1 pseudogene is annotated in these 255 nt (G+C 71.4%); it reads right to left on the bottom strand.

From position 1 onward, the window contains the following. Positions 1–255: pseudogene (locus RM445_RS32220) on the bottom strand (metallopeptidase TldD-related protein); the annotation flags it as partial.

Here is a 255-nt window from a genome sequence, read left to right as displayed (position 1 = left end):
CGCGGATGTACCAAAGACAGGTCAGCAGGAGACCGCGTCTCGTGCGGGAGACCATATCGGCCAGCGACGCCGTCGATCCGCCCGTGAGCAGCAGGTTGTCGCCGGGAGGGGCGAACTCCGTGCCGAACTCGGCAGCCTCGGGCCGGCTGTAGGCCAGCTCGCCCACCGCACCGCCGCGGAGCCACTCGACGCGCCTCGCGGGCGCTCCGTTGTCGAACACGCTGACCCCGTCGCCCGAGTGCAGGGCGGTGACGA

It is taken from the genome of Pseudonocardia charpentierae (assembly GCF_031845345.1).
Classification (GTDB): Bacteria; Actinomycetota; Actinomycetes; order Mycobacteriales; family Pseudonocardiaceae; genus Pseudonocardia; species Pseudonocardia charpentierae.
This window is presented reverse-complemented; position numbering and strand designations above follow the sequence as displayed.